Consider the following 25,893-nt stretch of genomic DNA (forward strand, 5'->3'; position numbering starts at 1 on the left):
CGGGAGGTAGGTTGTGGCCATGACCACGTTCGTGCTCGCAGGTGGATGTTTCTGGTGTCTCGACGCCGTGTACCGCACGCTCCAGGGCGTGCAGGACGTGGAGTCCGGCTACATCGGCGGTCGGGTGGAGAACCCCTCGTACGAGCTGGTGTGCACCGGGTCGACCGGTCACGCCGAGGCCGTCGCGGTCACGTTCGACGAGACGGTGATCCCGGCCGACGTGATCCTCGACGTCTTCTTCACGCTGCACGACCCGCGGCAGCTGAACCGGCAGGGCGCCGACGTCGGCACGCAGTACCGGTCGGCGATGTTCCCGGCGGACGACGCGCAGCGCGTGCTGTTCGAGCAGGCGATCGCGCGCGCATCCGAGATCTGGGACGGCGGCATCGTCACCACGATCGAACCGCTCACGACGTTCTACCCGGCGGAGGAGTACCACCAGGACTTCTTCGCGAAGAACCCCGGCCAGGGCTACTGCCTCGCAGTCGCGCTGCCCAAGGTGAACAAGGTCCGCAAGGCCTACAGTCAGTACATCCTGGCGTCCTGATCCTCGGGCGTCGGGGCCACGAGGAGGTGGTCGAACGATGACGAACAACACCGGGACCTGGGTCGCGATCGGTCCGGCAGGTGCGGTGGGCAGCATCCACCGTGCCGCGGACGGCTTCCAGGTCGAACTCTACGGACGAGGGCGCACCGGCGGGCTCTACCCGTCGCTCGAGTCCGCGAAGGGCGCGGTCCACGCCGCGCTCGGGCCGCTCGCAGCGCGGCCCGAGTTCCGAGCGCACTAGCGGTCCAGGGCCGGACAGGAGGCCCGGGGGACTCGCCCTCCACAGGTCGCCTGATCGGGTCCACACGCCACAGATCGAGCCCGGGGCTGCTTCGGCAGCCCCGGGCTCGATGACGATCGACGCATGAACGACATCATCACCGTCTGCGGAATCGTCGCCACGGAACCCCGTCACCTCGTCACCGAGACCGGCATCGCCATCACGAGCCTGCGCCTCGCCTCACCGTCACGCCGATGGGACCGGGCCAGCGCCGCCTGGGTCAACGGTGCGACCAACTGGTACACCGTCACCGCGTTCCGCTCCCTCGCGTCGAACGTGTTCAAGTCCCTGAAGAAGGGCGACCGCATCGTCGTGTCCGGCCGTGTCCGGATCCGCACCTGGGAGCGCGACGGTCGCGGTGGCACGTCCGTCGAGATCGACGCCGACGGCATCGGGCACGACCTGGCGTGGGGCATCAGCAACTGGGTCCGGGTGCCGCGGCAGGTGAACGACACGACGTCCGGGCACGGCGGGGTGCGGGGCGTCGACCCCCGGACCGGCGAGGTGCACGGCGGCGGCCTGGTCGCTGCTCCGGCGCTCGACGGCCCGCGGCACGAGCACGACACCGAGCACGAGGCCGGTGCCGGTGCCGGTGCCGGTGCCGGTGCCGACCGCGAGGACGAGGACGGGCTCGAGCCAGGGACCGACCAGGGGAACGACTCCGGGATCGACCACGGACTCGACGACGCCGACCCGGTCGGGCCGTCGGAGCGCATGCTCGAACAGGACGGTGCCGCGTTCGATCCCGAGGCAGCGGACGACGACGGACCCCTCACGGGGGTCGCCGCGTGAACCCGGTCAGACGCGCCGGAAGGTCACCACTTCTGCGCGATCATCGCGATGCCGGACACCTGCTCGGTGTCCCAGTTCCCACCGCGCGGCAGCCCGGCGACCCGGCCGTCGATCTTGAAGCTCGCGCCCTGGATCCGTGGCTTGTTCGTCTGCGTCGCCTTCAGCCCGTGGAACGAGAAGCTCGTGTCCCACTTGCCGTTCAGCCCGATCTGGCCCTTGCGGTCGCCGACGGTGATGCGCGTGTTCTGCACGGTCGAGTGCACGACGTCACCGTTCAGGCGGGCGTTCGCCTCGGCGTTGAAGAACAGCCGGCCGTCCAGGTTGAGCTTGAGGGTGCCGATCGTCTTGTGGTTCACGATCATCGTCGCGACGTCGTTCTTGTACCAGCGCATCCCGATCGGCGTGAGCTTGTTCGTCGCCGGACCGAGGTAGCCGTAGGTGAACTTGCCGTTCTGCACGCGCTCCCAGATGTAGCGCGGCTTGCCTTTGCTCTCGGGGGACCCCTTGTCCGACTGGATGCCGAACGAGTAGGCGTTGTTGTGGGCGTCGTGGACGTTGATGTACGACGAGTACCCCGTGCCGGACCCGCTGGCGCTGATGCTCGCCGTGTAGAGCAGGTAGGGGTCGCCCTTCGGGACGGCTCCGGCGGCCGATGCCGGCGCGGCCGGAGCGACGAGGGCGACGGTGAGCGCGATCGCTCCGACGAAGGGGAGCGCGAGTCGGCGCAGTCGTGTGGCGTGCCTGGTCATGGTTGTCATCCCGTCCGTGATCCTGAGCCGGTCCGCGTCGTGGTGAGCGACGGGCCCCGAGGTGGTTGGCGAGGACAACCTACGTCGTCGCCACGGATCCCGACAGACCCCTGTCCGGTCGGGTGCGCGAAGCGGCGATCCGGTTCCGGGCGCGCGACGCACCGGCGGTGTCACTACACTTGGGGCCGATATGGCTGAGTACATCTACCAGATGGTCCGCGCCCGCAAGGCGGTCGGCGACAAGCTGATCCTCGACGACGTCACGATGTCGTTCCTCCCCGGCGCCAAGATCGGCGTCGTGGGACCGAACGGTGCCGGCAAGTCGACGATCCTGAAGATCATGGCCGGTCTCGACCAGCCGTCGAACGGTGAGGCGAAGCTCACGCCGGGCTTCACCGTCGGCATCCTCATGCAGGAGCCGGAGCTCGACGAGACGAAGACCGTGCTCGAGAACGTCCAGGAAGGCGTCGGCGAGATCCACGCGAAGCTCGCCCGCTTCAACGAGATCTCCGCGCTGATGGCCGAGCCCGACGCCGACTTCGACGCGCTCCTGGCCGAGATGGGCACGCTGCAGGAGGAGATCGACGCCGCCGACGCGTGGGACCTCGACTCGCAGCTCGAGCAGGCCATGGCCGCGCTCCAGTGCCCCCCGGGGGACGAACTCGTCACGCACCTCTCCGGCGGTGAGAAGCGTCGCGTCGCGCTCTGCAAGCTCCTGCTCCAGAAGCCCGACCTGCTCCTGCTCGACGAGCCCACCAACCACCTGGACGCCGAGAGCGTGCAGTGGCTCGAGCAGCACCTGCAGCAGTACCACGGTGCCGTCCTCGCCGTGACCCACGACCGGTACTTCCTGGACCACGTGGCCCAGTGGATCGCCGAGGTCGACCGTGGTCGCCTCTACCCGTACGAGGGCAACTACTCGACGTACCTCGAGAAGAAGCGTGCGCGCCTCGAGGTGCAGGGCAAGAAGGACGCGAAGCTCGCGAAGCGCCTGTCCTCGGAGCTCGACTGGGTCCGCAGCAACACCAAGGGCCGTCAGGCGAAGTCGAAGGCCCGTCTCGCCCGGTACGAAGAGATGGTCACCGAGGCCGAGCGCACCCGCAAGCTCGACTTCGAGGAGATCGTGATCCCCGTGGGCCCGCGTCTGGGCTCGCAGGTCATCGACGCCGAGAAGCTGCACAAGCAGTTCGGTGAGCGCGTCATCATCGGCGACCTGTCCTTCACGCTGCCCCGCAACGGCATCGTCGGCGTCATCGGCCCGAACGGTGTCGGCAAGACGACGCTCTTCAAGACGATCGTCGGCCTCGAGCCCCTCGACGGCGGCACGCTGAAGATCGGCGACACGGTCGACATCTCCTACGTCGACCAGAGCCGTGGCGGCATCGACCCGAACAAGAACCTGTGGGAGGTCGTGTCCGACGGGCTCGACTACATCCAGGTCGGCAAGACCGAGATCCCGTCCCGCGCCTACGTCTCGCAGTTCGGGTTCAAGGGCCCGGACCAGCAGAAGCGGGCCGGCATCCTGTCGGGTGGTGAGCGCAACCGTCTGAACCTCGCGCTGACCCTCAAGCAGGGCGGCAACCTGCTGCTCCTCGACGAGCCGACGAACGACCTGGACGTCGAGACCCTCGGCAGCCTCGAGAACGCCCTGCTCGAGTACCCCGGTTGCGCCGTGGTCATCACCCACGACCGGTGGTTCCTCGACCGCATCGCGACGCACATCCTGGCGTGGGAAGGCCTCAACGAGGACGGCACGCCGAACTGGTACTGGTTCGAGGGCAACTTCGAGGCATACGAGGAGAACAAGATCGAGCGCCTCGGTGCCGACGCCGCGAAGCCCGGTCGCGCGACGTACCGCAAGCTCACCCGCGACTGACCCGCGTGGCGAGACTGCACGCTCCCATCCGCATGCGGTGGAGCGACATCGACGCCTACGGTCACGTCAACAACTCCGCGATGCTGCGCCTGCTCGAAGAGGCGCGCATCGTGGGGTTCTGGGGGCCGGATGCGGGCGAGCTGACGGATGACGGCAGCCTGCCCGAGCCGATCATCGACGGTCGGCCGGGCTCCGGCACGATGACGGTGATCGCCGGACAGCGTCTCGAGTACCTCGCGTCGATCCCGTACCTCCGCCAGCCGCTCGACATCCAGATGTGGATCGGGCGCCTCGGTGGAGCGAGCATCGACGTGTCGTACGAGGTCTGGTCGCCGGTCGGGCAGCAGCCGGCCGAGCTCTACACCCGGGCGACGACGGCGCTCGTCATGGTGGACGCCGCCACGAACCGTCCTCGGCGGCTGACCGAGGCCGAGCGTGCGGCGTGCGAGCCGTACCTCGAGGCCCCGGTGGAGTTCAGCCGCCCGTAGGCACCCGCATCATGCCCTCCTGCGCCACGGTCGCCAGCAGGCGGCCGTCGCGGGAGAACATCCGACCGAACGCGAGCCCCCGGCCGCCCTGCGCGCTGGGGGACTCCTGCGTGTACAGGATCCACTCGTCGGCCCGACCGTCGCGGTGCCACCACATCGCGTGGTCCAGGCTGGCGCTCTTCACGCCGGGTGTGCCCCAGGCGACACCGTGCCGCCGCATGATCGGTTCGAGGATCGACAGGTCGCTGGCGTACCCGAGGACCGCGCGGTGCAGAGCCGGGTCATCGGGCAGGTCGCCCTGCACGCGGAACCAGACCGCCTGGTGCGGGACGTGTTTGCCCTGCACGTCGACGAACACCGGGCCCTCGACGTGCCGGAGGTCGATCGACCGCTCGGCCCAGGCCTTGGCGACGGGGTGGTCGATGGCGGACAGGATCGACGCGGCCGACGGCAGCGACTCCGGCGCCGGGGTGTCGACCGGGTACGGGTCCTGGTGCTCGACCCCGGTGTCCGGCACCTGGAACGACGCGATCATCGAGAAGATCGGTACGCCGCGCTGGTAGGCCTGCACCCGCCGGGTCGCGAACGACCGGCCGTCGTGGATGCGTTCGACGCCGAAGGTGATCGGCACGTCGATGTCGCCGGGGCGCAGGAAGTACCCGTGCATCGAGTGGATGTCGCGCCCCTCGATGGTGGCCTGTGCGGCGACGATGCACTGGGCGAGCACCTGGCCGCCGAACACCCGCCCGCCGGGGGACCAGTGGTTCGCGCCGGTGAGGATCGTCTCACCCGTGCTCGCACCGGTGTCCTCGAGTCGGAGTGTCCGCAGGAAGTCGGGTTCGCCGTTCACGAGGTGCAGTCTACGAACACAGGGTGCGCCGGTAGGATCGGTGCGACATGGGCACCTCGTTCACGCTTCCCGACGCCGCCTCCCTCGGGGACCTCCGCACGTACCTCGGACGTGCCGCTCGGATCGAGGACGGCTCGGTCCGGTTCATCGCCGACTCCGGCGTCCTCGCGGTCTACACGGCGATCCTCTACCCCCTCGGGCTCCTCGACGAGCTGCCGACGGTCCTCGGGCTCCGGACGTTCTCGCTCACCGAGCCCGCGACGATCGATGCCGTGGTGCCGCTGCAGTCGCTGCTCGAGCGGCTGCGACTTCTCGCCGAGGAACAGGACGCCGAGCACGCCGACGGTGCCGACCCGACGCGGGCCACCCCGATCGAGGTCGAGCTCCCGCACGAGGTCCACACCGTGACCTGGGCAGCGATCTCACCGCCTCGTGGTGGGTGGGTGCCGCTGCCGGACATCTCGCCGGAGCTGCTGCGCCGCGCCACCCGCGACGGCATCGCCGAGGTCGCCGACGCCGTCCCGACCAACGCGGGCGAGGCGATCATCCGCAAGGTGCGCTCCGAGGTCTGGGGCCGTCCGGTGCCGGGCATCGAGCACCTGCCCGCTGGTGCAGGCTTCGCGGGGGAGAGCCTCGGCTTCCTCGGTCACGACCCCGTCCGACTGTTCGAGACGGGTCCGTGGAGCCGTCTGACGACGTCGCGCGGGCACGTCCTCGTCAAGCGCCGCGCCTGGACCCTGAACCCGTAGCGAGCGTCGCGTCCTGCCCGGGTGGTTGGCTGGCGGCATGCACGTCTTCCTCACCGGCGCGTCCGGCTACATCGGTTCCTCCGTCCTCCGCGCCCTCGTCGCCCACGAGCACCAGGTGACCGCCATCGTGCGCTCCGACGAGAAGGCGCAGCGCGTCCGTGACGCCGGCGGGCACGCGCTCGTCGAGGACGTCACCGACACCGAGGTCGTCGAACGGCTGCTGCACGAGACCGACGGCGTCGTCCACACCGCGTCCGCTCCCGATGTCGACCCCGACTTCGTGGCGACGGTCCTCCGCGCGTACTCCGGCACCCCGAAGCCGTTCGTGCACACGGGCGGCATCTTCACCTTCGGCAACTCGACGGACATCTCCGAGCAGTCGCCGATCGACCCGCCCGAGCTGACGTCGTGGCGCACGGCGAACGAGGCAGCCGTTCGGGCGAGCGACGCGCGGACCACGATCGTCGCCCCGGGCATCGTGTACGGGCACGGTGCGGGGATCCCCGCGATGTTCGTCAGCGACGGCACGCAGCCGGTCACCCTGGTCGGCGACGGCTCGCAGCGCTGGACCACGGTGCACGTCGACGACCTCGGCGAGCTCTACGTCCTCGCGCTGGAGCGGGCCGAGCAGGACGGGTACATCGTCGCCGCCACCGGGGACAACCCCACGGTGCGCGAGCTCGCCGAAGCGGGGGCGCACGGCGCTCCTGTCGTCCCCGAGAGCGTCGACGCCTCGCGTGAGCGACTCGGCACGACGTTCGCCGAGGCCCTGCTCCTGCACCAGGAGGCTTCCGGCGCACATGCCCGCTCCGCGTGCGGCTGGAACCCGACGCACCCGTCCCTGGTCCAGGAACTCGCCACCGGCTCGTACGTGCGCTGAGGACGACCAGCGGCCCTCGACGACGGCTTCAGCGCCGCCGAGGTTCCACAACACGCCGCGCACCGTTCGCCGAGGTTCCACGAACGGCGCGAGGGGCCGCCGAGATGTGCAGATTTTGGAACCTGAAGGGCAGTCAGGGCCTGCCGGCAGTCAGGACCTGCCGGCAGTCGGGACCCAGGCGCCGACGGCAGGGGTCAGTCGAAGGTGTTCGTCATGGCGTGCGCGGCGCGGTCGAGGTACGCCCAGAGCTCGGCCTCGTCCAGGGGCGCGAGTTCGAGTGACTCGACGGCCTCACGCATGTGGTGCAACCACCGCTCGCGGGCCTCGGACGTGATGCGGAACGGGTTGTGCCGCATGCGCAGTCGGGGGTGTCCGCGCTGTTCGCTGTAGGTGCCCGGCCCGCCCCAGTACTGCTGCAGGAAGGCCGACAGGCGCCAGATCGCGCCCTCGAGGTCGTCGGCCGGGTACATCGGCCAGATGACCTCGTCGTGCTGCACACCCTCGTAGAAGCGCCGGACGAGCCGGTCGAAGGTCGGAGCGCCGCCGATGCGGTCGAAGAGCGAGCCGGTGGCCGAGACCCCGTGCTCGCCGACCCGCAGCGTGATCGGTTGCGCCGGGACGCCGGGCATGCCGAGGCTGCCAGCCCCGCCGGTCATGCCGGGGCCGCCAGCCCCGCCGGGGCCGTTGCTCGGGGCAGTGGGATCGGTCACTGGGGGTCCTTCCCACCGTCGTGGTGGTCGTCGGTGCGGATCGGCTGCCCGAGCACGTTGCGCTTGGTGCGGCGCGGCTTGGTCGGTGCCGGGGTGGGCCGGGTCTGGACGGATCGCAGCCCGTTGATCGAGGTCGCGTTCTCCCAGCCCTCGGGCATGATCATCGCCATGGCAGGAAGGGTGACGCCGAGGTCGTCGACGGCGTGCTTGAGGCGGGCGCGGAGTTCGCGTCCGACGACGTCGAGCTCGGACGCGCGGGTCTTCACGACGAGCCGGAAGACCATGCCGTCCTCGGAGATCGACTGCAGCCCCCAGATCTCGGGCTTCTCGACGATGCGCTGGCGCCAGCGGGGCTCCTGCGACATGGTGACGGCGGCCGCGAGCAGGGCGTCCTGCACGGCGTCGATGTCGGTGTCGTAGGGGACGGTGATGTCGACGAGGACGCGTGACCAACCCTGCGACAGGTTGCCGACGCGCAGGATCTGGCCGTTCGGCACGAACCACAGGATGCCGTTGACGTCACGCACCTGCATGACGCGCAGCCCGACGTTCTCGACCACGCCCGTTGCCTGTCCGGTGTCCACGACGTCCCCGACGCCGGCCTGGTCCTCGAGGATCATGAAGATGCCGGACAGCAGGTCCTTGACGATCGACTGCGCGCCGACGGCGAGGCCCGCGGCGACGAGCGACGCGCCACCGACGATGCCGACTGCGGCGTTCGGAACCAGGAGCGGGATGATCACGACGAGGGCGATCACCACGACGATGACCGTGGCCAGGTTCTGCAGGACGCTCCCGAGTGTGCGGGTGCGCTGCACGACGCGTGCGGTCTGCACCGGCGACGCGATGAGCGCCTGCGTGTCGGTCGCTCCCTGCCGCTTCTTGACGCCGGAGACGACGCGGTCGACGACCTGACGGATCACTCGGCGCAGGATCAGCCGCAGGACGACGGCGACGAGGATCGTGATCACGATGACGATCGCGTCGTGCCAGGTGGTCACGAAGTCGGTGAAGGCGTTCGAGACGGCCTTCGTGGTCTCATCGGTGGTTGCAGCGAGGCTCATGATCCGGACGATGCTAGAGGGCGGGGCCTCGGCGTTCCATGAGGAACGCCAAGACCCCGCCGATCAGAGCTCGACGCTCAGGCGTCCGCCGCCTGCACCCGGAGCGCACGCTCCGTGCCCGCGACGCTCTCGGAGACGATGCGCCGCAGCGCCGGGGTCTCCGGGTGCGCCTCGAGCCACGCGTGCGCGGCGTCGCGGAGCTCGGCGGACGCGAGCGGCGCCGGGTACAGGCCCGAGACGATCGTGTCGGCCATGTGGTAGCTGCGCTCGGCCCAGATGCGCGTGAGCACCTCGAAGTACTTCGGCACGAGGCCCTCGAGCACGACGGGGCTGTTCACGTGCTGGAACCCGACCGTGGTCTGCCGCACGATCGCGTTCGGCAGCTCGGACGAGTCGACGAGCGACGCGAAGGCCGCGAGCTTGCCCTCGGCGGTGGGGATCGTCGCACGGGCGCGGGCCGCGGCCTGCTCACCCGACGCGGTCTTGTCCGCCGCGAGTTCGGCGTCGACCTCGGCGTCGGAGGCAGCACCGGCGAGCACGAGGCCCTCGAGCAGCTCCCAGCGCAGGTCGGTGTCGATCTCGAGGCCCTGCAGCGTGACCGACCCGTCGCGCAGCCCCTGCAGGGTGGCGACGTGCTCGGGCGTCGATGCGATCTGCGCGAAGAACTTCACGAACTGGAACTGCGCGTCCGAACCGGCCTCGGCCGAGGCCGCGAGCTGCCAGAGGGTGTCGCCCACCGTGCGGACCGTGGCGTCGACCTTCGACGGCGCCACGTAGTTGCGCGTCGTCAGGAGCAGCTGCGACAGGGTCGTGCGGATGGTCGTCGACTCGGACTCGGTCGCGATGTTGCCGAGCGCGAGCCGGACGTAGTCGCTGGCGGGCGACTCGGCGTCGCGCGTGGCGTCCCACATCGCACCCCAGACGATCGAACGGGCGAGCGGGTTCGCGATGGCCGCGAGGTGCTCGATCGCCGTCGTGCGGGACTGCTCGTCGAGACGGATCTTGGCGTAGGCCAGGTCGTCGTCGTTGAGGAGCACGAGGTCGCCGCGCTGCACACCGACGAGCTCGGGGACCTCGGTGCGTGCGCCGTCGACGTCGATCTCGACGCGGTGCACCCGCTCGAGCTTGCCGCCGGACGACGCGGTGTCGGCACCGAACGGCGCGGAGTCGTCCGTCCCGAACGCGTAGACGCCGATGGCGAGGCGGTGCGGGCGGAGCGTCGGGTGGTCGGCCGGCGCTTCCTGCAGGACGGCGAACGAGGTGATCGCGCCGGACTCGTCGACCTCGATCTCCGGGCGGAGCGTGTTGACGCCCGCGGTCTCGAGCCAGAGCTTCGACCACCCGGACAGGTCGCGGCCGCTGGTGGCCTCGAGCTCGACGAGCAGGTCACGCAGTTCGGTGTTCGAGTGGTGGTGCTTCTTGAAGTAGGCCGAGACACCCGCGAAGAACGCGTCGATGCCGACCCACGCCACGAGCTGCTTCAGGACGGAGCCACCCTTGGCGTAGGTGATGCCGTCGAAGTTGACCTGGACGTCCTCGAGGTCGTTGATCGTCGCGACGATCGGGTGCGTCGAGGGGAGCTGGTCCTGGCGGTAGGCCCAGGACTTCTCCATCGCCTGGAACGTGGTCCAGGCCTCGGTCCACTCGGTGGCCTCGGCGGTGGCGATCGTGGACGCCCACTCGGCGAACGACTCGTTCAGCCAGAGGTCGTTCCACCACTTCATCGTGACGAGGTCGCCGAACCACATGTGCGCGAGCTCGTGCAGGATCGTGACGACCCGGCGCTCCTTGATGGCGTCGGTCACCTTCGAGCGGAAGACGTAGGTCTCCGTGAACGTGACGGCGCCCGCGTTCTCCATCGCGCCGGCGTTGAACTCCGGCACGAAGAGCTGGTCGTACTTCTCGAACGGGTACGGGACGTCGAACTTCTCCTCGTAGTAGGCGAAGCCCTTCTTCGTGGTCTCGAACACGTACTCGGGGTCGAGGTACTCGGCCAGCGACTTGCGCGCGAAGACGCCGAGCGGGATGGTGCGGCCGTCGCTGCTCGTCAGTTCGTCGCGGACGACCTCGTACGGGCCGGCGATGAGCGCGGTGATGTAGCTCGAGATGGTGGCGGTGGGCGGGAAGGCCCAGGTCGCGACGTCGCCGTCGACGTGGGGCTCGGGCGTCGGGGAGTTCGACACGACCTGCCACCGTGACGGCGCCGTCACGGTGAAGGAGAACTGTGCCTTGAGGTCGGGCTGCTCGAACACCGCGAACATGCGGCGCGAGTCGGGGACCTCGAACTGGGAGTACAGGTACACCTCGTCGTCCACCGGGTCGACGAAGCGGTGCAGGCCCTCGCCCGTGTTCGTGTACAGCGCGTCGCTGACGACCACGAGCTCGTTCTGCTCCTGCAGGTCGTCGAGCTGGATGCGGACGCCGTCGTTCACCGCGGCGACGTCGAGCGCGGTGCCGTTCAGGGTGACGGAGTGCACGGTCTTCGTGATCGCGTCGATGAACGTGGACGCACCGGCGGTCGCGGTGAAGCGCACGCGGGTGGTGCTGCCGAAGGTCTCGGCGCCGCGGGTCAGGTCGAGCTCGACGTCGTACGTCTGCACGCTGACGATGCCGGCACGTTCCTGGGCTTCGGTTCTGGTGAGGTTCTCTCCGGGCACGCAACGCTCCATCTTCGCTGGGGACGCGGACGATCGTGTCCGCGAGGGGAGTCCCGGCACGGCGTCGTGCACCGGCGGGACGATGGGTTCCAGCCTAGCGACGCCGCGTACGCTCGGAGCGTGAGCGAGACGACTGTGGACAAGACGACGGAACACCCGACCGGACACACGACCGAACGAACCACCGTGGAGTTCTGGTTCGACCCGAACTGCCCCTGGGCCTGGATGACGAGCCGCTGGGTGGGCGAGGTCGCCGAGCACCGCGACCTCGACGTGACGTGGAAGGTGATGAGCCTGTTCGTCCTCAACGAGGACCAGGACATCCCCGAGGAGTACCGCGAGCGCATCCACAAGGGACAGCTCTACCCGCGCATCGTCACGGCAGCGCGGCTCCGGCTCGGCCAGGACGTCGTCAAGCCGCTCTACGACGCCCTCGGTGAGCACGTCCACCACCGCCAGGAGCAGGACCCCGACCAGGTCGTCCCCGCCGTGCTCGCCGAGCTCGGTCTCGACGCCGACCTGCTCGAGTACGCGTGGACCGACGAGGTCGACGCCGCCGTGCGGGCCAGCCACCAGGACGGCATCGACCGGGTCGGACAGGACGTCGGCACGCCCGTCATCGCGGTCGCCGGCACCGCGTTCTTCGGACCGGTCATCTCCCCGGCACCCAAGGGCCAGGAGGCGCTCGACCTGTGGGACGGCGTCGTCGCCGTGGCGAAGTACCCCGGCTTCTTCGAGCTCAAGCGCTCGCGCACGGTCGGCCCGATCTTCGACACCACCGACTGACGCTCCGGCAAGCGGACGGGAGGCGCGGCTCGCCACCGCCCCGTCCGTTCCGTCAGGCGAGGGGCAGGCGCATGAGCGTCAGGTCCAGCCAGCGGTCGAACTTGCGTCCGACCTCGGGCACGACCGCGACCGTGCTGAACCCGAGCTTCTCGTGCAAGGCGATCGACCCGGTGTTCGTGCTGCAGATCCCCGCCATCATGACGTGCCGGCCCTCGGCGGTCGCCCGCTCGACGAGGGACCGCATCAGGGTCGAGGCGATGCCCCGGCCGCGGAACGACTCGACCACGTAGACGCTGTGCTCGACGGTCAGGCGGTACCCGTGGTGCGGCCGCCACTGCGAGTACGTGGCGTACCCGGCCACGGTGCCGTCGACCTCGGCGACGAGCACGGGGTACCCGTCGCCCTGCCGTTCGGACAGCCAGGTGTCGAAGTACGCGCGCGGGTGCGGCTCCTCCTGCCAGATGGCGGTGGAGTGCAGCACGGCGTCGACGTGCAGGGCGTGCACGACGTCGAGGTCGGCCGGGGTGCAGTCGCGGACCACGACCCCGTTCGTCGCATATGCTGTCGTCATGTCTCACATCGTAGACGACGAGCCGGGTCTCGCGGAACGGGCCCTCGGCGAGCGACTCCAGCGCCTCCGGACCGAACGGAAGTGGAGCCTCACCGAGCTCGCCGAGGAGTCAGGCGTCTCCCGCGCCATGATCAACCGCGTCGAGCGCGGGGTCTCCAGCCCCACCGCGACGATCCTCGGGCGGCTCTCCGGCGCCTTCGGCATGACGATCTCGCAGCTCCTCGACGAGGCCCTCGAGCACGAGGTGCCCAGGGCGACCGATCCCGACGACGCGCGCGGCATCCAACGCGGCGCGACCGCCGAGTCCTGGACCGATCCCGACACCGGGTACCGCCGCCGTCCGGTCTCGAGCGCGGCCTTCCCCGCTGACGTCACCGAGGTGCGCCTCCCGGCCGGCCGCGAAGTGGCCTACCCGGCGTCCGCCTACGCGTTCCTGCGCCACTGCATCTGGGTGGTCGACGGCGTGCTCGAGCTCGTCGTCGGCGGCGAGTCGACGCGGCTCGCCGCGGGCGACCGGATCGAGCTCGGCGACCCCGCCGACGTGGTCTACCGGAACCCGGGCGACGGGCCCACCCGGTACGTCGTCGTGGTGGTCCGGGGGCAGTAGCCGCAGGAATAGGATCGGTTCCATGCGCATCCACCTCGGAACGGACCACGCCGGCCTCGAGTTCAACCAGACCCTCGCGACGCACCTGACGGAAGCCGGGCACGAGGTCGTGGACCACGGACCGACCGAGTACGACGCGCTCGACGACTACCCCTCGTTCTGCATCAACGCCGCGCACGCCGTGGTGCAGGACCAGCGCGCCGGTGTCCAGGCGCTCGGCGTCGTGTTCGGCGGCTCCGGCAACGGCGAGCAGATCGCCGCGAACAAGGTAGAGGGCGTCCGCGCAGCGCTCGTCTGGAACGAGTCGACCGCGCTCCTCGCGCGTCAGCACAACGACGCCAACGTCATCTCGATCGGTGCCCGCCAGCACACCGAGGACGAAGCGATCCGCTTCGTCGACCTGTTCATCGCCGAGCCGTTCTCGGGCGAGGAGCGTCACGCCCGCCGCATCGCGCAGCTCGCCGAGTACGAGCAGACGGGGCACATCGCCGGCAAGCAGATCGACGGCTCGGCCGAGTAGACAGGTCCCATGCCCGAGGGTCACTCCGTCCACCGAATCGCCAACCAGTTCACCCGGCACTTCGTCGGCAAGCGCTGCGAGGTGTCCAGTCCGCAGGGGCGGTTCGCCGCGGGTGCCGCGCAGCTCGACGGCAAGCGGATGATCGCTGCCCGGGCGGTGGCGAAGCAGATGTTCCTCGAGTTCGAGGGCGACCTGTTCCTCCGCGTCCACCTCGGCCTCTACGGCGCGTGGGACTTCGCGGGGGTGATCTCGACCGCCGAGGCGCTGTCGGACGACGACGACCGCGAAGAGTCGCTCAGCTCGATCGGCGCACCGCGGCTGGCCCGGTACCGGATGGCCGAGCAGGAGAAGGCGGAGGACCCGATCGAGTCCTTCCCACCGGACCCCGTCGGCCAGGTGCGCGTCCGGATCCTGACCGAGGACACCGTCGCCGACCTGCGCGGCCCGACCGCGTGCGTCGTGGAGACGCCGGCCGAGGTGCAGCGCGCCCTCGACAAGCTCGGCCCCGACCCGATGAACGACGACGGCCCCGAGGCCGAGAAGGTGTTCGTCGACAACGTCCGGAAGCGGAACGTCGCCATCGGGCAGCTGCTCATGGACCAGTCGGTCGTGGCCGGCATCGGCAACATCTACCGTGCCGAACTGCTCTTCCGGCAGCGCATCGACCCGTACAAGCCGGGCAAGAAGATCACCGTCAAGCAGGCGAAGGCGCTCTGGGCGGACTGGTCGAAGCTGCTGCACGACGGCGTCCGTGACGGCCTGATGATGACGATGGACGACCTGTCCGAGGCCGACCACAAGAAGGCCCTGCGCTCGCGCAAGGACCGCCACTGGGTCTACCACCGGCAGGGCGAGCCCTGCCGGGTCTGCGGCACCGAGATCCGGATGGCCGACATGGCCGGCCGGAAGCTCTACTGGTGCCCGAAGGACCAGAAGTAACGCGCCTCAGAGTTCGCAGTACGTGAACCGCCCGGCGATCGCGGTCGCGAGCACCCGCATCGAACGCAACGCGGACGACGACGCCGTGAGCGGGTCCGACTCGACGAGCACGAGGTCCGCGACGTCGCCGACGGCCACGCTGACGCGACCGTCCGTCGATCCCTGCCACGCGGCGAGCGCCGAGAGCCGTTCGGCGGGGTGCCACGGGTCGCGGCCGTCGCGGTCGCGCCCGACGGCCGCGGCCATCGACACCCACGGGTCGAGGGGCGCCACCGGGGCGTCCGACCCGAGCAGCAGTCGGGCTCCGGCTCGGGCGAGCGACGCGAACGCGAAGGCGCGGTCGGTGCGGCCCGCCCAGTGCCGGTCGGCGATGTCGCGGTCGTCCATGGCGTGCTCGGGCTGCACCGAGGCGGCCACCCCGAGCCGGGCGAACCGGTCGACGTCGGTGTCGACGAGCAGTTGCGCGTGCTCGATGGTGCCGCGGGCGCCGACGGCCTCGAAGACGTCGAGCGCGAGGGTGTTCGCCCGGTCGCCGATCGCGTGGATCGCGGGGACGAGTCCGGCGTCGACGGCCCGGCGGGTGATGGTCACGAGGTCGTCGAACTCCCACGCGAGCACGCCGGACCCGTCGGTCATGGCCGCGGTCCGGGTGCCGAGGGAGCCGTCGGTGACGACCTTGAACGGCCCCATCGTCAGCAGGCCGCGTGTGCCGTCGACGACGTCGCCGGTGCGGAGCCCGCGGTCGATCGCGGCGTCGAGTTCCGCCGGGTAGACGCCCGACGCCACCCGCAGTGCGTCGGTGCCGGCGTGGATCCGGCGCGCCCAGCGGTCGAGGCCGAAGCGCATCTCGAGGTCGACGACGCCCGTCACACCGCGGGCGGCAGCGGCCTCGGCCGCGTCGGCGACGTACCCGTCGAGCAGGTCGTCCGGCACCTGCGAGAGTGCACCGGTCACGTCGAAGGCGTCCTGCTCGCGCAGGACCCCGTCGTCACCCGCCTCGAGCGAGCGGCCGACGAGTGCGGAGAAGTGGGCGAGCGCGAGGGCGTTGCACCAGACCGCGTGCAGGTCACCGCTGATGACGACGGTCGGGAGGCCCGGTGCGGCCTGGTCGAGCAGCTCGCGTCGTGCGGGGGTCGGCCACAGCCCGTCGCGGTAGCCGTGTCCGATCAGCACGCGGTCCGGCGCCCCGGTCCGCGCGACCGCTGCGAGGAGGTCGGCGGTCGACTCCGCGGAGTCGCAGCCGGAGACGTCGACGCGGCGGCGCACCAGGGCCCACTGGTCGAAGTGCGTGTGGTGGTCGCGGAGGCCGGGGCCGAGCCACGCGCCGGCGGTCTCGACGACCTCGGTGTCGGGACCGGCGGGGTCGAGCGTGCCGGCCGGCGCGATCTCGGCGATCCGGCCGTCGGCGATGCGGACGTCGGCAGGGGCCCCGGAGGTGCCCACCCTGCGGACGGTCCTGAGCAGGATCTCCGTCACCGTTCCTCCCGATCGTCAGCGCGCGCAGCGTGCGCTCGTTCCATCTCGTCGGCGAGCGCCGGCGACGCGTAGGGTCCGTCGCCGCGCAGCCCCGCGATGATGCGGTCGACGACCTCGGGCGCCTTGTTCTGCGAGAGCTTCGCGCGGGCGTCGAACCGGGTGATCCGGATGCGGATGCCCACGGTGCCCTTCGCCATCCGGCGCGCGGTCTCCTCGTCGATCTCGAGGGACACCGGCTCGGGCATCACGCGCTCGAAGTGGTCGACGAGTTCGCCGAGCACCCGGAAGTTCTCGTCGTCGGACAGCAGCTCCGGCGTGCCCCACAGGTGTGCGGTGACGTGGTTCCAGGTGGGCACGAACTGTTCCGGCGGGTACCAGGCGGGGGAGACGTACCCGTGCGGACCCTGCACCACGACCAGGACCTCGTGCCGGCCGAGTTCGTGCGCGACCTCGTCCGGACGGCCGACGTGCGAGACGAGCACGATCTCGTCGGGGTCCTCGTCCGGCCCGGGCGCCTCGAGCAGGAACGGGTAGTGCGACGCGACGATCCCGGCGTCGGTGTGCGACACGATCGTGGCCCACGGGTTGCCCGTGACCAGGCGCTTGACCTCGTCGACGTCCGTCATCAGGAAGTGGGGTGTGTGCCGCATGGTCCGAGCGTGGCACACGGCCCCGGCCGAGCGCGACACCTGTCGTTTCGCGAGTGTTTCAGCACGGTAAAAGTTTCAGAGTTCATTGAAAGAAGCATTGTGCCGGGTACTGCTGCGGGCCTAGCTTCACTCATCAACGACGACCCGGAGGAGACCCCATGCGACGCAGGACCATCGCCACGCTGGCCACGGCAGCCACGCTGGCACTCGTGGTGACCGGCTGTTCGGCGAGCGGCACGGCCGACTCCGACGGCGGATCCAGCCTGGTGTACGCCACCGGCGAGCCCGACCACCTCACGCCCGGACGGCAGACCGTCGCGTTCGACCAGGTGCAGAGCCTGTTCGCGCCACTGACGCAGACCGATGCGAAGGGCGAGCTCCACGACGTCGCCGCGAAGAGCGTCGAGAGCGACGACGCCACCACGTGGACCATCACGCTCCGAGACGGCTGGACGTTCCAGAACGGCGAGGCCGTCACCCCGGAGAGCTACGTGACGGCCTGGAACCACGTCGCCTACGGACCCAACGCGTGGGAGAACAGCGGCCAGCTCGCCGCGATCGTCGGCTACACGGACCTCAACCCGGCGAAGGGCACCCCGAAGACGAAGGAGATGTCGGGGCTGAAGGTCACCGGCAAGGACACCTTCACGGTGACGCTCACCCACGCCGACAGCCAGTTCCCGCTGCAGCTCAGCCAGGCCCAGACGGCGTTCTACCCGATGCCGTCGGCCGCGTACGACGACCTGAAGGCGTACGACAAGACGCCGATCGGCAACGGCCCCTACGAGATGCAGTCGGCGTGGAAGGCGGACAAGGAGTTCACCGTCACCGCGTGGAAGGACTACGAGGGGACGAAGCCGGTCACGAAGGACGTCACGTTCCGGAGCTACTCCGACATGAACACCGCCTACACCGACGTCCTCGCGGGCAACGCCGACGTGCTGTTCCTGCCGACCGACAAGATGACCAGCGCGGAGGCCGACTTCGGCGACCGCCTGCACTCCTTCGACGCCCCCGGCATCGACTACCTCGGGTTCCCGCTCTGGGACGACCGGTACTCCGACCCCGACGTCCGACGCGCGATCTCGATGTCGATCGACCGCGACGAGGTGAACACCGCCATCTACGGCGGCCTGTACGAACCCGCCACCGCGCTCACGCCGCCGTCGATGTCCGGCACGGAGGAGGGCATCTGCGGCGAGGCGTGCGAGTTCGACCCCGCCGCGGCGAAGAAGCTCCTCGCGAAGTCCGGCGGCTTCGACGGCACGATCACGCTCGTCTACCCCGGCGGCAGCGGCCTCGACTCGCTCTACGAGGCGTACGCCAACCAGATCCGGCAGAACCTCGGCGTCGACACCGTCGCGAAGGCCACCACCGACTGGGCCTCGTACTACTCCGAGCTGACGGACAAGAAGGTCGCCGGCCCGCACTTCGGCCACTGGGGCGCGCTGTACATCAGCCAGCAGAACACCCTCCGCGCCCTGTTCACCACGGCCGGCGGCTGCGCACCCTGCACCGGGTACTACCAGTCCGACACCGTGGACGCCCTGCTCGCGAAGGCCGACTCGGCCGGGTCGCAGGACGAGGCGAACGAGTACTACACGAAGACGCAGGAGGCCGTGCTCGAGGACTTCCCCGTCGTCCCGACCTTCTTCGACAAGTACTCGTACGTCACGAGCGACAAGGTCACGAAGCTCCCCGCGGTCGCCGGCAGCCCGGTCGTCGCACAGATCGCCGTGAAGTAGGGCACCACCACATGGACCAGCGCACCATCCTCCGCCTGGCGGCCGAGGTCCCCGACCGCGACGGCTTCCCGCTCGTCGACGACCTGCACGCCCGGTTCGACGCACTCGCCGCGGCGCACCCGGACCGGGTCACGGTCACCCGGATCGGCACCAGCCGCCTCGGCGAACCGCTGCACTCCTACCGGATCGGCACCGGGTCGCACGCCGCCGTCGTGGTCGGCGGCGTGCACCCGAACGAACCGATCGGCTCGTGGACGGCCCTGCACCTCGCCGAGACGATGACCACCGACGACGAGGCCCGTGCGCTCGACGTCACCTGGCACATCGTCCCGACGATCGACCCGGACGGCATGCGGCTCAACGAGGCCTGGTTCCACGACCCGCACGACCGGGTGTTCTACTCGCGGCACTTCTACCGCCCGGCCCCGGACAGCCAGGTGGAGTGGACGTTCCCGAACAGCTACCGGTCGGTGTACTTCGACCAGGTGCTGCCCGAGACGCTCGCGTTCATGCGGCTCATCGACGACACCGAGCCGGACCTGCTCGTGAGCCTGCACAACGGCGAGATGGGCGGGGTCTACTACTACCTGTCCGAGGACCTGCCCGACGTCGTCTACACCCTGCACGCGGTACCGGCCGCGCTCGGGCTGCCGCTCGACACCGGGGAGCCCGAGTCGCCGTTCCTGCGCGAACTCGCCCCCGCGGTGTTCGCGATGGACGGGATCGAGACCGCGTACGACTACCTCGAGGGACTCGGGGTCGATCCGGGCGAGCACATCCACGGTGCGTCGAGCGCGGCGTGGGCGATGCGGCACGGGGCGCTGTGCATGGTCGCCGAACTGCCGTACTGGAGCCACCCGGACGCCGACGACCAGACCCCGACCGACGAGTCGTACGCCGACCTGCTCCGGCGCTGCTCCGCCGAGCTCGGTGCCTCGGGCGAGGAACTCCAGCAGCTCCTCGACGAGGCGTCGCCGATGCTGTCGATCGAGTCGCCGTTCCTCGAGGCGTCGCGCGCCTTCGTGCCGATGCTCGTCAGCACGGCCGACACGGACCGCCGTCGCGCCGACCGCGAGCCGGCCGAGCGGATGGCCACGGTCGCGGAGCGTTTCGGCTGCGAGGACCTGGTCCGCTGCTTCCGACTGCGCTACGGCGGCATGCTGCTCCGTGCGGTCGAGGCGGAGACCACCGCCGGCACGGCGTCCGCGCCGCTCCGGCGCCTGTGCGACCGCCTGGTGGAGCGGTACGCGCGCTGGCAGGCGGACGCGTCCACGGGCGCCCAGCCGATCCCGGTGCGGAAACTGGTGGGGGTGCAGTACGGGGCGATCCTCGCCTGCGCGAGCCACGTGGCGGACCCGGCCCGTGCCTCCCGTCCGGTGTCGGCGGCCGTGTCGGGAGGCGCGTGATGCGTCCGACGCTCGCCGTCGGTCGCCGGCTCGGCGGCCTGGCCATCGTGTTCCTCGGGGTGACGTTCCTCATCTACGCGATGACCTTCGCGCTGCCCGGCGACCCGATCAAGGCGCTCGGCGGCGAGCGTCCGCTCAGCGACGCGGTCGTCCGCACGCTCCGCGCCGAGTACCACCTGGACCAGCCGCTCTGGCTGCAGTACGTGCAGTACCTCGGCGGGCTGTTCCGCGGCGACTTCGGCACCGACTTCAACGGGCAGTCCGTCGGCGAGCAGATGGCGTCGCGCTGGCCCGTCACGATCACCCTGGCGCTCACCGCCTGGGCTCTCGAGATCGTGCTGGGCATCGGGCTCGGGGTGCTCTCCGCCCTGCAGCGCGGCACCGCCCTCGACAAGACGGTCCTGGTCGGCACCATCGTCGTCGGCGCGATCCCCGTGTTCGTCCTCGGGGTCGCCCTGCAGCTGGTGTTCTCGGTGCGGCTGCACTGGTTCCCGGTCGCCGGCGTCACCGCGGGCTGGCCGACGGCGTACATCCTGCCAGCGTTCGTCATCGCGCTGTTCGGCCTCGCCGCGGTGTCCCGGCTCACCCGCACCTCGATGATCGAGACGCTCGACGCCGACTACGTCCGCACCGCACGGGCCAAGGGGCTCGCGCCCGGTCGGATCGTCGGCGTGCACGTGATGCGGAACTCGCTCATCCCCACCGCCACCTACCTGGCGACCGACCTCGGGTACCTGATGGGCGGCACCGTGATCATCGAGGGCATCTTCAACCTGCCCGGCGTCGGCAACCTGCTGTTCCAGGGCATCCGGTCGCACGAGGGCGCGGTCGTCGTCGGCATCTCGACCGCGCTCATCCTGGTGTTCCTCGTCACGAGCGTGCTCGTCGACCTGCTGCACGCCGCCCTCGACCCCCGCGTCCGGACCGGAGCAGCCGCATGACCACCTCAGCGCTCAGCGCCACCGTCGAACCCGTCGTCGGCGGTCGCCGCCGGCCCCTGCTGGCCGCGGCCCGGACCCCCGGCTTCTGGGTACCCGCCTCGGTCCTGGTCGTCGTGCTGCTCGTCGCGTCGTTCCCGCAGCTGTTCGCCGGACTGTTCGGCCACGGCGACCCCCGGGTGTGCGACCTCGGGCAGAGCGGCGCCTCGCCGACCGGCGGTCACCCGTTCGGCTTCGACCTGCAGGGCTGCGACGTGTACGCCAACGTCGTGTACGGCACCCGGTCGTCGATCGCCGTCGCGGTGCTCACCACCGTGCTCGCCGGCATGGTCGCCGTCGTCGTCGGGACGATCGCGGGCATGGTCGGCGGCTGGGTCGACGCCGTGCTCGCCCGCCTGACCGACGTGTTCCTCGGCTTCCCGTTCCTGCTCGGCGCCGTCGTGGTGCTCAACAGCGTGGGGGAGCGCTCGGTGCTCACCGTGTCGCTCGTGCTCGCACTGTTCGGGTGGCCGACGATGGCCCGGCTCGTGCGGTCGAGCGTCCGCAGCGTGCGGAACGCCGAGTTCGTGCTCGCCGCCCGCACGATGGGGTTGTCCACCTGGCGGATCACCACCCGGTACGTCCTGCCGTCGTCGATCTCGCCGCTGCTCGTGCTCGCGACGATCACCGTCGGCGGCGTCATCGTGTCCGAGTCGTCACTGACCTACCTCGGCATCGGGCTCGAGAGCCCCGCGATCTCGTGGGGACTGCAGCTCTCCGCCGCGACCTCGCAGTTCCTCCGCGCCCCGCACATGCTCATCGCACCGGCGACGTTCCTCGCCGTCACCGTGCTCTCCGTCATCGCGCTCGGCGACACGCTGCGCGCCGCGCTCGACCCGCGTCGGCGCTGACACGCCAGACTCGCTGCAGAACCGTTCTCGAAAGGACCACCGTGACCGACACCCTCTCCGCGTACCGGAAGACCCTGCCCTACATCCACGAGTGGGTGTCGTACAAGGTCTGGCAGCTGCGGGTGCCGGGCGTACAGGTCGCCATCGGGTTCGGCGGCGAGGTGCTGTTCGACGAGGCCTGGGGCTACGCCGACGTCGAGGCCGGGCGTCGCCTGACCACCACCGACCTGTTCCGCATCGCCTCGCACTCGAAGACCTTCACCGCGACGGCCCTGCTCCAGCTCGCCGAGCGCGGGTCACTCCGGCTCGACGACACCGTCGGCACGTACATCCCCGCCCTGGTCGACGGCGGCTCCCCGCTCGCCGACGCCACGATCCGGGAGCTCATGGAGATGGGCGCCGGGGTCATCCGCGACGGCCACGACGGCGACTACTGGTCGCTCCTGCGGCCGTTCCCCGACGAGCAGGAGCTCCTGGCACTCGTGCTCGACCGCGGTCAGAAGGTCCCCACCGGGTCGTCCTTCAACTACTCGAACCTCGGCTACTCGCTGCTCGGACTCGTCATCGCCGCGGTCTCCGGCCGGTCCTACAACGACTTCGTCCGCGAGTCGATCACCGAACCCCTGGGACTCCGCAACACCGGCCCGGACTGGGACCCCACCCGCGCCGACGACTTCGTGGTCGGGTACACCGGGTTCCACACCGCGCGGCGCCGGCAGCGCATCGACCACGTGGACACCCGCGCGATGGCCGCCGCCACCGGGTTCCACGGCACCGCCTCCGACCTGGTCAGGTACTTCTCGCAGCACGTCATCGGGCACGGCAGCCTGCTCGACGACCACTCGAAGCGGCTCGCTCAGCGCAAGGCCTGGAGCGCCACCGACGACCCGGCCGCCCGCGGGTACGGCGCCGGCTTCATCGTCGACCGCATCGGAGGCCGTGAGGTCCGCGGCCACTCCGGCGGGTTCCCCGGGCACATCACGCAGTCGCTGTTCGACCCGGCATCGGGCCTCGTCGTCTCCGTGCTGACGAGCGCTGCCGCCGGACCCGCCACCCTCATCGCCACCGCCGTCGTGCAGATGCTCGACGCCGCGGCGGACGCGTCCGCACCCGGCACCCCCGTGCCCGACGACGTCGACACCGCTGCGTACACCGGCCGTTTCGCCAACCCGTGGGGCGTCAGCGACATCGCCCGCATCGGCGACCGGCTCGTCGAGGTCGACCCGTCCGGACCCGAACCGCTCGACACCCCCACCCGGCTCGAGGTCGTCGACGCGGACACGCTCCGGATGACGCACGGCAACCGCTTCGGTTCGATCGACGAGGACATCACCTTCACGCGCGACGCCGACGGTACCGTCCGGTCGATCCGCGCCGGTGGCGGCATGACCGAGGAACCTTGGACGATCCCGACCGAGTCGCCCGAGGTCGCGGCGGGGCTGGCACCGTGAGCGGCGTCGACGGTCGGGACGACGGTGTCGGGCACGACGACGTCGTGCTCGAACCCGAGCGGCAGGCGTTCGTCGAGGAGTTCGCCCTGATGCTCAACGACGGTGCCGGCATGCCCCTCACCGACGCCCGCGTGCTCGGCTACCTCATGATGACCCGCGCGCCGCACTCGTCCTCCGCCGACCTGCAGGACGCCCTCGGCGCCAGCTCGGGCTCGGTGTCGATGGCCACGCGACGGCTCGTCGACTCCGGGTTCGTGAAGCGCCACATCGTCGCCGGCGAACGCAGCCACTACTTCCGCGCCGAGGCGGACGTCTGGGGTTCCTGGCTCGCGAGCGAGCGGAAGTACCTCGACCGGCAGCGCGACATCATCGGCCGCGGACTCACCGTCGTCGAGGCCGCGGGCCGCACCGGCGAGGGCGACGTCGACGCCGAGGTCCGCGAGCGCCTGCTCAACGGCCGCGACTACATGCAGTGGCTGCAGGGGTACCACCGCAAGATGCTCGAGGAGTGGGAGGCGTTCAAGGCCGCCCGCGACCACACCGACCGTTCGGAGACCCCATGACCGACGTCCTGACCGTCGACCACCTGTCCGTGACCTTCGACGTCGACGGCGCCGAGGTCCGCGCGGTCGACGACGCCTCGTTCACCGTCGGCCGCGGCGAGGTCGTCGCCGTCGTCGGGGAGTCCGGGTCGGGCAAGAGCATGACCGCGATGACGGCGATGGGGATCGCCCCCGACGGCGCGCGCGCCTCCGGCAGCATCCGGCTCGGCGACCTCGAGGTCATCGGCTCCGACGAGCGCACCCTGCGCGGGGTCCGCGGCCGCAGCGTGTCGATGGTCTTCCAGGACCCGTCGGCCGCGCTCAACCCGGTGTTCACGGTCGGGTTCCAGCTGGCCGAGGCCGTCCGCCGCGCCGACGCGTCGCACGACCGCGCCGCCGTGCGCGAACGATCGCTCGAACTCCTGCGCGCCGTCGAGGTGCCGGAGCCCGAACGCCGGCTCGGCCAGTACCCGCACGAGCTCTCCGGCGGACAGGCGCAGCGCGTGATGATCGCGATGGCGCTCGCCGCCGACCCCGACCTGCTCATCGCCGACGAGCCGACGACCGCACTCGACGTCACGGTGCAGGCCGAGGTGCTCGACGTCCTGCGTGCGCTGCGGGAACGCACCGGCACCGCGATCCTCCTCATCACCCACGACATGGGCGTCGTCGCCGACATCGCCGACCGCGTGGTCGTCATGCGCCGCGGTCGCGTCGTCGAGACGGGCACCGTCGCCGCGGTCTTCGCCGCGCCGTCCGCCGAGTACACCCGCGACCTGCTCGCTGCGGTCCCACGCATGGGCGCCGGGTCCGGCCAGGAGGCCCGGGTCGACCCCGTCTCGGAGGCCCCCGCGGTCGTCCTCGACGTCCGGCACCTCGTGGTCGAGTACGGCGGTGCGCTGCGCGGGCGGTTCCGCGCGGTCGACGACGTGTCGTTCACGGTCGGTCGCGGTGAGATCGTCGGACTCGTGGGGGAGTCCGGCAGCGGCAAGACCACCATCGGCCGCGCCGCCGTGGGACTCGCACCGATCACGTCCGGATCGGTCGTCGTCGAGGGCACCGACGTGGCGGTCGCCCGGCGAGGAGCTCGTCGCGAGATGCGGCGACACGTCGGTGTGGTCTTCCAGAACCCGCTGCGGTCGCTCAACCCGCGGTACACGGTCGGACAGACCGTCGCCGAGCCGCTCCGGCAGGTCCTGCGCCTGCCGTCGGCGCAGATCGACGAACGGGTGGACCGGCTGCTCGCCGACGTCGGCCTGGACGGCGGGTACCGCGAGCGCTTCCCGCACGAGCTCTCCGGCGGGCAACGGCAGCGCGTCGCGATCGCCCGAGCGGTCGCGCTCGACCCCGCACTGCTCATCGCCGACGAGCCGACGAGTGCCCTCGACGTCTCGGTGCAGGCGCGGGTGCTCGACGTCTTCCGGGAACTGCAGGAGCGCCTGGGCTTCGCGTGCCTGTTCGTGACGCACGACCTGGCCGTGGTCGACACGCTGTGCGACCGGGTCGTCGTGCTGCACGGCGGGAAGGTCGCCGAGCAGGGGACCCGTGACGCCATCCTCCGGTCGCCGCAGGATCCCTACACGCGCCGGCTCATCCAGGCCGCGCCGGTACCCGACCCGGCCGAGCAGGCCGTCCGCCGATCCGAGCGCCTGGCGGCACGGGTCGGCTGAGGGGCACTCGCAGGCTCGGCGCAGCTGCGGGGTCAGCGCAGCTGCGGGGTCGGCGTCCGT

The 25,893-nt window shown here is 70.6% G+C and carries 26 protein-coding genes; 18 read left to right on the forward strand and 8 right to left on the reverse strand.

What is annotated here, in order from left to right; all coding sequences use genetic code 11:
• Positions 1-19: 19 nt before the first annotated feature.
• The 3 genes from msrA (at position 20) to ACGH48_RS05760 (ending at position 1,619) form a co-directional block, all read left to right on the forward strand.
• Positions 20-547, forward strand: a complete 528-nt coding sequence (gene msrA / locus ACGH48_RS05750) for a peptide-methionine (S)-S-oxide reductase MsrA (protein WP_222660156.1) — start codon at positions 20-22, stop codon at positions 545-547.
• A gap of 37 nt (positions 548-584) precedes the next feature.
• Positions 585-788 (forward strand): methyltransferase, encoded by a 204-nt coding sequence (locus ACGH48_RS05755; RefSeq protein WP_111086793.1) that lies wholly within the window; start codon positions 585-587, stop codon positions 786-788.
• A 123-nt stretch (positions 789-911) separates the two neighbouring features.
• Positions 912-1,619: a single-stranded DNA-binding protein gene (locus tag ACGH48_RS05760; protein ID WP_396290568.1), complete on the forward strand. Its 708-nt coding sequence runs from the start codon at positions 912-914 to the stop codon at positions 1,617-1,619.
• Positions 1,620-1,642: 23 nt separating this feature from the next.
• Here the strand turns inward: ACGH48_RS05760 and ACGH48_RS05765 are convergent, their stop codons facing one another.
• Complete coding sequence (locus ACGH48_RS05765) at positions 1,643-2,368, reverse strand: hypothetical protein (RefSeq protein ID WP_123313430.1); 726 nt, start codon at positions 2,366-2,368, stop codon at positions 1,643-1,645.
• 190 nt (positions 2,369-2,558) lie between these two features.
• On the opposite strand from ACGH48_RS05765, the gene ettA reads away from it, so the two are divergent.
• Positions 2,559-4,244, forward strand: coding sequence for an energy-dependent translational throttle protein EttA (gene ettA / locus ACGH48_RS05770; protein WP_111086790.1), 1,686 nt, complete (start codon positions 2,559-2,561; stop codon positions 4,242-4,244).
• A 32-nt stretch (positions 4,245-4,276) separates the two neighbouring features.
• Positions 4,277-4,732, forward strand: a complete 456-nt coding sequence (locus ACGH48_RS05775) for a thioesterase family protein (RefSeq protein WP_222660160.1) — start codon at positions 4,277-4,279, stop codon at positions 4,730-4,732.
• Here the strand turns inward: ACGH48_RS05775 and ACGH48_RS05780 are convergent.
• The gene (locus ACGH48_RS05780; RefSeq protein ID WP_396290570.1) at positions 4,719-5,582 is read right to left on the reverse strand and encodes an acyl-CoA thioesterase; all 864 of its coding nucleotides are present in this window, start codon (positions 5,580-5,582) and stop codon (positions 4,719-4,721) included. The genes ACGH48_RS05775 and ACGH48_RS05780 overlap by 14 nt on opposite strands.
• A gap of 47 nt (positions 5,583-5,629) precedes the next feature.
• On the opposite strand from ACGH48_RS05780, the gene ACGH48_RS05785 reads away from it, so the two are divergent.
• Together ACGH48_RS05785 and ACGH48_RS05790 are read left to right on the forward strand one after the other, a co-directional pair.
• Positions 5,630-6,331, forward strand: a complete 702-nt coding sequence (locus tag ACGH48_RS05785; RefSeq protein ID WP_123313433.1) for a hypothetical protein — start codon at positions 5,630-5,632, stop codon at positions 6,329-6,331.
• A gap of 37 nt (positions 6,332-6,368) precedes the next feature.
• Positions 6,369-7,211: an NAD-dependent epimerase/dehydratase family protein gene (locus ACGH48_RS05790; protein ID WP_396290571.1), complete on the forward strand. Its 843-nt coding sequence runs from the start codon at positions 6,369-6,371 to the stop codon at positions 7,209-7,211.
• A 194-nt stretch (positions 7,212-7,405) separates the two neighbouring features.
• On the opposite strand, the gene ACGH48_RS05795 is transcribed toward ACGH48_RS05790, so the two are convergent.
• The 3 genes from ACGH48_RS05795 to pepN form a co-directional block, all read right to left on the reverse strand.
• Positions 7,406-7,867 (reverse strand): globin, encoded by a 462-nt coding sequence (locus tag ACGH48_RS05795; RefSeq protein WP_396291103.1) that lies wholly within the window; start codon positions 7,865-7,867, stop codon positions 7,406-7,408.
• A 50-nt stretch (positions 7,868-7,917) separates the two neighbouring features.
• The gene (locus ACGH48_RS05800; RefSeq protein ID WP_396290573.1) at positions 7,918-8,985 is read right to left on the reverse strand and encodes a mechanosensitive ion channel family protein; all 1,068 of its coding nucleotides are present in this window, start codon (positions 8,983-8,985) and stop codon (positions 7,918-7,920) included.
• A gap of 77 nt (positions 8,986-9,062) precedes the next feature.
• On the reverse strand, positions 9,063-11,642 hold the full coding sequence (gene pepN, locus ACGH48_RS05805) for an aminopeptidase N (protein WP_396290575.1): 2,580 nt from the start codon (positions 11,640-11,642) through the stop codon (positions 9,063-9,065).
• Positions 11,643-11,867: 225 nt separating this feature from the next.
• Between pepN and ACGH48_RS05810 the strand changes: the two genes are divergently transcribed.
• Positions 11,868-12,428: a disulfide bond formation protein DsbA gene (locus ACGH48_RS05810; RefSeq protein ID WP_396291104.1), complete on the forward strand. Its 561-nt coding sequence runs from the start codon at positions 11,868-11,870 to the stop codon at positions 12,426-12,428.
• A 52-nt stretch (positions 12,429-12,480) separates the two neighbouring features.
• Here ACGH48_RS05810 and ACGH48_RS05815 read toward each other — a convergent pair whose 3' ends face one another.
• Positions 12,481-12,999 carry a GNAT family N-acetyltransferase gene (locus ACGH48_RS05815; RefSeq protein ID WP_396290576.1) on the reverse strand — a complete coding sequence of 173 codons (519 nt, stop codon included), beginning with the start codon at positions 12,997-12,999 and terminating at the stop codon, positions 12,481-12,483.
• Between ACGH48_RS05815 and ACGH48_RS05820 the strand changes: the two genes are divergently transcribed.
• From ACGH48_RS05820 to ACGH48_RS05830, 3 genes are read left to right on the forward strand one after another with little or no spacing between them, the layout of a single operon-like run.
• Positions 12,998-13,606, forward strand: coding sequence for a helix-turn-helix domain-containing protein (locus ACGH48_RS05820; RefSeq protein ID WP_396290577.1), 609 nt, complete (start codon positions 12,998-13,000; stop codon positions 13,604-13,606). The two genes, ACGH48_RS05815 and ACGH48_RS05820, sit on opposite strands and share 2 nt — an antisense overlap.
• Positions 13,607-13,628: 22 nt before the next feature.
• Positions 13,629-14,126, forward strand: coding sequence for a ribose-5-phosphate isomerase (locus ACGH48_RS05825; RefSeq protein ID WP_123293994.1), 498 nt, complete (start codon positions 13,629-13,631; stop codon positions 14,124-14,126).
• A 9-nt stretch (positions 14,127-14,135) separates the two neighbouring features.
• Complete coding sequence (locus tag ACGH48_RS05830) at positions 14,136-15,065, forward strand: Fpg/Nei family DNA glycosylase (RefSeq protein WP_123313440.1); 930 nt, start codon at positions 14,136-14,138, stop codon at positions 15,063-15,065.
• Positions 15,066-15,071: 6 nt separating this feature from the next.
• Here ACGH48_RS05830 and ACGH48_RS05835 read toward each other — a convergent pair whose 3' ends face one another.
• The gene (locus tag ACGH48_RS05835) at positions 15,072-16,508 is read right to left on the reverse strand and encodes an amidohydrolase (protein WP_396290578.1); all 1,437 of its coding nucleotides are present in this window, start codon (positions 16,506-16,508) and stop codon (positions 15,072-15,074) included.
• 29 nt (positions 16,509-16,537) lie between these two features.
• Entirely contained in the window at positions 16,538-17,191 is a 654-nt protein-coding gene (locus tag ACGH48_RS05840; protein WP_340195832.1) for an FMN-binding negative transcriptional regulator, read from the reverse strand.
• 158 nt (positions 17,192-17,349) lie between these two features.
• Here ACGH48_RS05840 and ACGH48_RS05845 point away from each other — a divergent pair, with 158 nt between their 5' ends.
• Genes ACGH48_RS05845 through ACGH48_RS05875 form a run of 7 tightly spaced genes read left to right on the forward strand, consistent with a single transcriptional unit; the run spans position 17,350 to position 25,833 of the window.
• Complete coding sequence (locus ACGH48_RS05845; protein ID WP_396290579.1) at positions 17,350-18,936, forward strand: ABC transporter substrate-binding protein; 1,587 nt, start codon at positions 17,350-17,352, stop codon at positions 18,934-18,936.
• An 11-nt stretch (positions 18,937-18,947) separates the two neighbouring features.
• Entirely contained in the window at positions 18,948-20,342 is a 1,395-nt protein-coding gene (locus ACGH48_RS05850; protein ID WP_396290580.1) for a M14 family zinc carboxypeptidase, read from the forward strand.
• Complete coding sequence (locus ACGH48_RS05855; protein WP_396290581.1) at positions 20,342-21,283, forward strand: ABC transporter permease; 942 nt, start codon at positions 20,342-20,344, stop codon at positions 21,281-21,283. Before ACGH48_RS05850 ends, ACGH48_RS05855 begins: the two co-directional genes overlap by 1 nt.
• A complete protein-coding gene (locus ACGH48_RS05860; protein ID WP_123313444.1) occupies positions 21,280-22,170 on the forward strand; it encodes an ABC transporter permease in 891 nt (296 codons plus the stop codon). The genes ACGH48_RS05855 and ACGH48_RS05860 overlap by 4 nt, the downstream gene beginning before the upstream one ends.
• Positions 22,171-22,211: 41 nt before the next feature.
• Entirely contained in the window at positions 22,212-23,621 is a 1,410-nt protein-coding gene (locus ACGH48_RS05865) for a serine hydrolase (protein WP_396290582.1), read from the forward strand.
• Positions 23,618-24,184 carry a GbsR/MarR family transcriptional regulator gene (locus ACGH48_RS05870; RefSeq protein WP_396290583.1) on the forward strand — a complete coding sequence of 189 codons (567 nt, stop codon included), beginning with the start codon at positions 23,618-23,620 and terminating at the stop codon, positions 24,182-24,184. Before ACGH48_RS05865 ends, ACGH48_RS05870 begins: the two co-directional genes overlap by 4 nt.
• On the forward strand, positions 24,181-25,833 hold the full coding sequence (locus tag ACGH48_RS05875) for a dipeptide ABC transporter ATP-binding protein (RefSeq protein ID WP_396290584.1): 1,653 nt from the start codon (positions 24,181-24,183) through the stop codon (positions 25,831-25,833). The genes ACGH48_RS05870 and ACGH48_RS05875 overlap by 4 nt, the downstream gene beginning before the upstream one ends.
• Positions 25,834-25,893 lie beyond the last annotated feature (60 nt).

Origin of the sequence: Curtobacterium pomorum, from assembly GCF_044497295.1 — a bacterium.
In the GTDB taxonomy this organism is placed as follows: domain Bacteria; phylum Actinomycetota; class Actinomycetes; order Actinomycetales; family Microbacteriaceae; genus Curtobacterium.